The sequence below is a fragment of the Clostridium sp. CAG:43 genome (assembly GCF_000434655.1).
GTDB lineage: Bacteria > Bacillota > Clostridia > Lachnospirales > Lachnospiraceae > Otoolea > Otoolea fessa.
The window spans coordinates 7,412-14,260 of the sequence record NZ_FR895021.1; the positions used below are offsets into that span (position 1 = coordinate 7,412).

General features: G+C 46.8%; 6 protein-coding genes. 2 read left to right on the forward strand and 4 right to left on the reverse strand.

Annotated features, from left to right (window positions below; all coding sequences use genetic code 11):
* Positions 1-233: 233 nt before the first annotated feature.
* The 3 genes from mnmA to nifS all read right to left on the reverse strand — a co-directional run bounded on the left by mnmA (position 234) and on the right by nifS (position 3,002).
* Positions 234-1,313: a tRNA 2-thiouridine(34) synthase MnmA gene (mnmA, locus tag QVO97_RS02030; protein ID WP_022358752.1), complete on the reverse strand. Its 1,080-nt coding sequence runs from the start codon at positions 1,311-1,313 to the stop codon at positions 234-236.
* Positions 1,313-1,750, reverse strand: coding sequence for a Fe-S cluster assembly scaffold protein NifU (gene nifU, locus QVO97_RS02035; RefSeq protein WP_022358753.1), 438 nt, complete (start codon positions 1,748-1,750; stop codon positions 1,313-1,315). The genes mnmA and nifU overlap by 1 nt, the downstream gene beginning before the upstream one ends.
* Before the next feature lie 64 nt (positions 1,751-1,814).
* Positions 1,815-3,002, reverse strand: coding sequence for a cysteine desulfurase NifS (gene nifS, locus QVO97_RS02040; RefSeq protein ID WP_022358754.1), 1,188 nt, complete (start codon positions 3,000-3,002; stop codon positions 1,815-1,817).
* Between the two features lie 781 nt (positions 3,003-3,783).
* Here nifS and QVO97_RS02045 point away from each other — a divergent pair.
* Positions 3,784-4,722: a LysR family transcriptional regulator gene (locus QVO97_RS02045; RefSeq protein ID WP_022358755.1), complete on the forward strand. Its 939-nt coding sequence runs from the start codon at positions 3,784-3,786 to the stop codon at positions 4,720-4,722.
* A gap of 490 nt (positions 4,723-5,212) precedes the next feature.
* Here QVO97_RS02045 and QVO97_RS02050 read toward each other — a convergent pair whose 3' ends face one another.
* Positions 5,213-5,434 carry a DUF1858 domain-containing protein gene (locus QVO97_RS02050; RefSeq protein ID WP_022358756.1) on the reverse strand — a complete coding sequence of 74 codons (222 nt, stop codon included), beginning with the start codon at positions 5,432-5,434 and terminating at the stop codon, positions 5,213-5,215.
* Positions 5,435-5,798: 364 nt separating this feature from the next.
* Between QVO97_RS02050 and QVO97_RS02055 the strand changes: the two genes are divergently transcribed.
* Positions 5,799-6,755 (forward strand): DUF3878 family protein, encoded by a 957-nt coding sequence (locus tag QVO97_RS02055; protein ID WP_022358757.1) that lies wholly within the window; start codon positions 5,799-5,801, stop codon positions 6,753-6,755.
* The last annotated feature ends 94 nt before the right edge of the window (positions 6,756-6,849 follow it).

Genomic DNA, 6,849 nt, shown 5'->3' on the forward strand with positions numbered 1-6,849 from the left:
CGCCGCGACCACAATCGCGGTCACCGCCGCCCAGAAACGTTTCCGGTAATCCGGTGTGCCTGGCTTTCTTTTTCTGCTTTCTCCTCTTGCCATTTATAAAAAACTCCAATCTTACAGAAGATTCTAACCTCTCCATGATCCGCGCATTCACTGTTTCCAATCAATCGCATCGCAGCACAACTTTGATGCCGACAGAGATTTCTGCCCAATTAAAATCTTCTTTCATTTCTAAATTATTCGATCGTACCGCCGCCTACGACATATTCGCCGTCATAAAAAACGACTGCCTGTCCCGGCGTCGCCGCTCTCTGCGGCTCATCAAATACGCATTCCACCCGATCTTCGCCAATCTTGCGGATCGTACAGGATGCCCCTTTGTGGCTGTAACGAATCTTTGCACTGACGCGCATCTCCTGATCGCCCAGATCCTCAATCGCCATCCAGTTGAGGTTCCGGCAGGTCAGGCGGTTGGAAAAGACGTCCTCATTTTCCCCGATCACAACCTCGTTCGTCTCCGGACGGATCTCCGTCACGAACACCGGATGACCGAGTGCCAGATTTAAGCCCTTTCTCTGTCCCACTGTATAATGGGTAATTCCTTTATGACGACCTAAAATATTGCCGTACTTATCTACAAAATTGCCTTCGTCAATCCGGCAATCACTATTTTCCTCGATAAATTTTGCATAATCGTTGTCCGGCACGAAACAGATCTCCTGGCTGTCCGGCTTGTGTGCCACCGGAAGTCCAATCTCCTCCGCCATCTCTCGAATCTTGTCTTTCGTATATTCGCCGACCGGCATCAAAGTGTGTGCAAGCTGATGCTGGGTCAGGTTATAAAGCGCGTAGGTCTGATCCTTCGCCGCCGTCGCAGACTTGCAGATCGCATAGCGGCCATTCGGCAGCTTTCTCACGCGCGCATAATGTCCCGTTGCAATATAATCAGCCCCAATTTCCAGACTTCTCTGCAAAAGGGACTCCCATTTTACATATCGGTTACAGGCAATACATGGATTCGGTGTGTGTCCGTCCAGATATTCCTGTACAAAGTAATCCATGACATTTTCTTTGAACTCTTTTTTGAAGTTCATCACGTAATACGGGATCTCAAGCCGTTCCGCAACCCGTCTGGCATCATCGACAGCGCTCAGACCACAGCAGCCGCCGTGCTCTTCCTGCTCTACATTCGTCTCATCCTGCCAGATCTGCATTGTGACGCCGATCACATCGTATCCTTGCTCTTTTAAAAGCCAGGCAGCCACGGAGGAGTCAACTCCTCCTGACATGCCGACTACTACTTTTTTCTTTTTCATCAATACTCTTCTTCGACGTCTTCCTCGCCGATATCCGTCTTCGGTTTTACGAGTCCTTTGATCTCAATGCCATTCTTCTGAGCATAATCCCAGAGAGCAGCGTGAATTGCCTCCTCTGCGAGCAGAGAACAGTGTACCTTAACTGGCGGAAGTCCGTCCAGTGCCTCCATAACGGCTTTGTTGGTAACTTCCATCGCTTCCTGGATAGTTTTTCCTTTTACCATCTCGGTCGCCATGCTGCTGGTCGCAACGGCTGCACCGCAGCCAAATGTTTTAAATTTTACATCCTGGATGATCTGGTTGTCATCGATATCCAGGTAAATACGCATAATATCACCGCATTTTGCGTTGCCGACGGTACCCATACCGCTGGCATTTTCAATCTCGCCTACATTTCTCGGATGCTGGAAATGATCCATTACTTTCTCTGAATACATCGGGTGTTTCCTCTCTATATCTTCATTCACTGTGGATGTTCATTTTGCTTAAAATGTCTAAATCTTACTGCTGCGGATGTTTCTTAATGTAATCCTCATACAGCGGAGACATAGAACGAAGACGTTCTACAATCTTCTTTAAACAGTCTACCGTGAAATCAATCTGCTCCATGGTTGTCTCGGCTGACAGGGTCAGACGCAGGGAACCGTGTGCAATCTCATGCGGCAGTCCGATCGCCAGAAGTACATGGGACGGATCCAGGGATCCGGAGGTACATGCAGAACCGCTGGAACCACAGATGCCTTCCATGTCAAGCATGATCAGCATGGATTCACCCTCGATAAACTGGAATGCAAAGTTTGCATTGTTGGAAAGTCTCTGGGACGGATGTCCGTTGAGGCGTGCAAATGGAATTTCTTTTAATACACGCTCGATCAGGTGGTCACGCATCGCTTTTTCTTTTGCTGTGCGCTCTTCCATCGTCGCCATCGCAATCTCAACTGCCTTGCCGAATCCTACGATACCAGCCGTATTCTCGGTACCGCCGCGGCGTTTACGCTCCTGTGCGCCGCCGTGGATGAAGGAACGTGTCTTTAATCCGGTACGGATATAAAGGAAGCCGGTTCCCTTCGGTCCATTTAACTTGTGGGCGCTGGAACTGAGCATATCGATATGGCACTCATCTACATTGATCGGAACATGACAAAATGCCTGTACCGCATCGGTGTGGAATAAAATGCCGTGTTTCTTCGCAATCTCACCAATTTCCTTGATCGGCTCAATCGTACCGATCTCATTGTTTGCAAACATAACAGAGATGAGGATGGTGTCCGGACGGATCGCCTTCTCCAGCTCGTCTAATTTAACAACACCGAACTCATCTACATCCAGATAAGTAACCTCAAAGCCTCTCTGCTCCAGGTACTCACAGGTGTGCAGAATCGCATGGTGCTCAATCTTGGTCGTGATAATGTGCTTGCCCTTTGCCTGATATGCCTCTGCTGTGGAAATCAGCGCCCAGTTATCAGACTCCGTGCCGCCGTAGGTAAAGTAAATCTCGTTGGACTTTGCGCCCAGCGCTTTCGCGATCGTCTCGCGAGCCTGTGCAATCGCTCTCTTCGGCTCTGCCGAAAATTCATAAACGGAAGACGGGTTGCCGTAATACTCCGTAAAATACGGGAGCATTGCCTCCACTACTTCCGGACGCGTTTTGGTTGTCGCCGCATTGTCCAGATAAATCAACTGTTTCATAACTAATAAATCCGCCTTTCTTCTTAGTGTATGCACGCCTGCCTTTATTGTGATTGTATCACACGGAATCTCACGGCAGGAACTCCCCACCTGTAAACATTTGCTGCGTACATAGTTTGTAGCAATAAAGGTAAAAGCTTCATCTACGTTCTTTATTATTATATAGGAAAATTGAAAAAATACAAGCAAGAATGAGCGGGTTTTTGAAAAAACCTAGTTAAAAATGGGGTATATAATGTGCTCAAGCTATTCCACCTTACTTATCCAGACAATAAAAAACCGTCCAGCTAGGAGGGGTCAACTCCTGACTAAACGGTTTTTTATTAAATCTTTGCTCCACTTCTGCCTTGAAATCCGTTACCCAATCGGCAGCAATTCCGTGGAAACGCATGTTATCCTCCAAGAGGGAATCTTCGGATAACTGCTGTGGTGCTGTCATTGGCTTCTGACCGCACATGGAGGGTTGATGCAATAGGGTTTACATAAATAAAAAGAAATAAACTGGTAACGGATACCTGTCAATACTTATACATAAAAGGGTTTGGTATAGAATCAGGTCGGTTCTTCACTTGACATATCGCTATTGTAATATTATTATATATTATTAGGATACTTCTAAGTGAAAACTCTTGTTTTTTCCTGTTGGCTATAATATAACACGCATCAACTTGAAATGCCATCCCCGGAACGAGAATATAAATATTGTTTTTTTACAATAATATAAGTATTTAAAAATAGTCCTATAAAGCAAAGGCTAATTAAGCCAAATGGAGGCAGAAAAATGTATATTAAAAACCCGGAGTATTTTATTACCACCGTCCGCGAGGGAAGCATTTCCAAAGCGGCTGAAAAATTATATCTGTCGCAACCATATTTAAGCCAGTGTATCGCACGAACCGAAAAGGAATTAGGCGTCAAGCTCTTCGATCGCAGCCATATGCCGCTCAAACTAACTGAGGCAGGAAAAATCTATATGCGTTATCTGGAAAGTGTCGGAGTCCTGACCGGGCAGTTTGAGGAACAGCTCGGCGAGCTGAAAACGGGACGCAGCCGTACTCTGAATGTCGGCATGACGCTGTGGCGCGGATCCGTCCTGCTGCCGGATATCCTGCCAAGCTACTCTGAAAGCCACCCGGATGTCCGCATCACCTTACGTGAACACCACACTGCCCAGCTTTCCAAGCTGTTACAGGAGGATCAGATCGATTTCGCCCTGATGAATATGCCGCTCAACCTGGATGATTTCGTCTATGACACCGTCTTCAATGAGCGCCTCCTTTTGGTAGCCAGCAAGGACCATCCGGCTATCCGCGGTCTGGAAGCAGGCACTCCGGACCATCCGCTTCCAATCGACATGAAAAAGCTGCGCCGGGAACGCTTCATCCTGCTGCAGGAGGATCAGGTCATGGGACACGCCATGAAAAACCTCTTTGCCAAGATGAATATGGAACCAAAGGATGCCCTATACACCACCAGCAGTACGACTTCGGTCAACCTGGCGGCAAGAGGATTCGGCATCACCTTCCTCCCGGAAGGCGGAATCCGCCACACTGCCCACGTGGAGCAGCTTGCATTCTTCACCGTAGACAATCCACCTTTCAGCGTGCCGCTGCTGCTTTTATATAAGAAGAACAGCATTATTTCACCACACGCGAAGGATTTTATCGATATGGTGAAGGAGTATTACCGGAATCTGGAGGAAAAGAAGATTAAGGCATAAGAATTTGCTCTTTCTCTGTGCATTCTGTTTCTATATATATTTTAGAATTTTTGCACAAAACGTACAAAATAGGACTTCAGCCCCTAATAGACACAGGCAGCCTAGACGATATCCGTCGAAGCTGCCTGTGTTTTATTTCATATTTTTCTATCATTTTTTGGTCGAATTTATTTAACATTTGAAGAATTTTTATTCTACTATTCTTCCTTATCCAAATTCCGACCATTCACTCGGTCTTTCAATTCGTAAAGCAAATTTTTTAAGTAACTTTTACTTAGGATATTTGAGTCCTATAGAGTACAGACATAGACTTGGATTGGTCACTTAGATAGTCCAAGAAAATGTCCGCACCCTCATCCGAACATTTTTCACTGTTACTTTATGAGGCGTTCTTTCCTATAAAACAACGAAAAAGACGCTATGCAGAAGCCTCATTACTTCTTGCACAGCGTCTTTTTATCCGAAATTTAACCGAGCATCTAGGTTGCGATTATTCAGCCTTCTCAGACTCCTTCTTTGCATTCAGGTACTCCTGGATGTTTGCCATAACCTCGTCTGCGTTCAGACCATGTACCATGCAGGCCTCCTCCAGAGACTCACCGATCGAAGACGGACAGCCAACACAGTGCATGCCTGCCTCCATCAGAACATATGCAATACCCATATCATACTGAAGCATCTCGCCCATCGTGGTTGCTTTTGTGATTTCCATGATAAATTTTCCTTTCTATTCATACTTGCAGTCTCTTACGCAGCTTTGCGGTTTTCACCGCCGCTGCAAAAACACCGCGATTATTCTTATGCTTTCTTATATTAACACGAATCGCGCGGTTTTACTATCTTTTTTTGTGAAACATAAAAAATGTTACGATTCACTGGAAAAATTTTTCTGAGCTGAAAATTTTGTACAATCCGGCAGCAGCATTGCTCTTCTCTTGCATCCTCTTCTTATTTCTCTTATAATTACCATGATTGTTCTATGTTTTCCTGTATTGAGAATACGATAGTCACTGGCTCCGTTTTTCTGCCTGTGTCGGAAAACATTTTGATTTTTATACATTAAGGAGTTTTATAAAATGGATCCCTTTTCCATGTTAGAATTACTATTATCCGAAAACCAGTTCGAACTTATTCTCCCGGAAACCGGCACTTCTGCTCCCGACACGATCCGCCTGGTTTACCTGATGAATGATGCAGTCGAAAGTTTCCTTCTCTTCCACAACGCCCGCCTGACCGGTACCTACGATCCGGCATACGAGGGCGAACTCGATGCCCTCTTAACCCAGGATGAAAACGAACGCTACGCCCTGATCGTCCATCAGGGAGACTCGGTTGTCACACTCTTTTTCGAAGATCTGACTCTCGAAAATCACTACTATGACTACAGTCAGCTCGGGCACTTCTGGATGAAAGGCTACGAATACCTCCGCCAGCTCGAATACCGCATCGCCATCCTGCGCGACAAACTCGACTATCTGGGGGAAAACTCCTGCAACGCAAACGAGCGGGAGCTTGCCTCCCTCGCGGAATTTCCCCCACTAAACGTCTGCTGCTACCCGTCGGTCCCGGAAAAATACCGCGTCATCCGTGAAAATCCCTGGCATCTCTCCGAAGACGCTTCGCGCGTCTTCCAATCCATCGCCATCGAAGCCGGTGATCCAAAACTGCTACATCGCCTGAAAGACTATGAGCAGCACCCCACCAAGCGCCGCGCCCGTCAGATTGCCCGCCTCCTGCACCGGAACGCCCATGCCAAGACAGTCGATCTCCTGACCCGGAAGCTTCAAAAAGCCTCTTCCGCCTACCCGTCCCGCACCTTCGGAAAAGCCCAGCAGACCCGTCACCTAGCGCTCGAACTTCTTGCCCAAAAAAGACAGGAAGAGCTTGAAAAGCGCGGCATCCGCTCCGAACTGCTACGTGAAGAACCCTTTACGACAGCGCAGGATTCGATTGAATTTAAGGTGCATTTAATGATATGGGAGAAAGGGATTTTGAACCGTAAGGCGCGGGTTGAGACTTGGGAAGATAAATAATCGGAGAGTTTTTTCAATAACCCCTTCACAATTCCACATCTGTCATCTCATCCACATGAGCCATATCCGTAGTGGGACGCGAAAAACCTGAGAG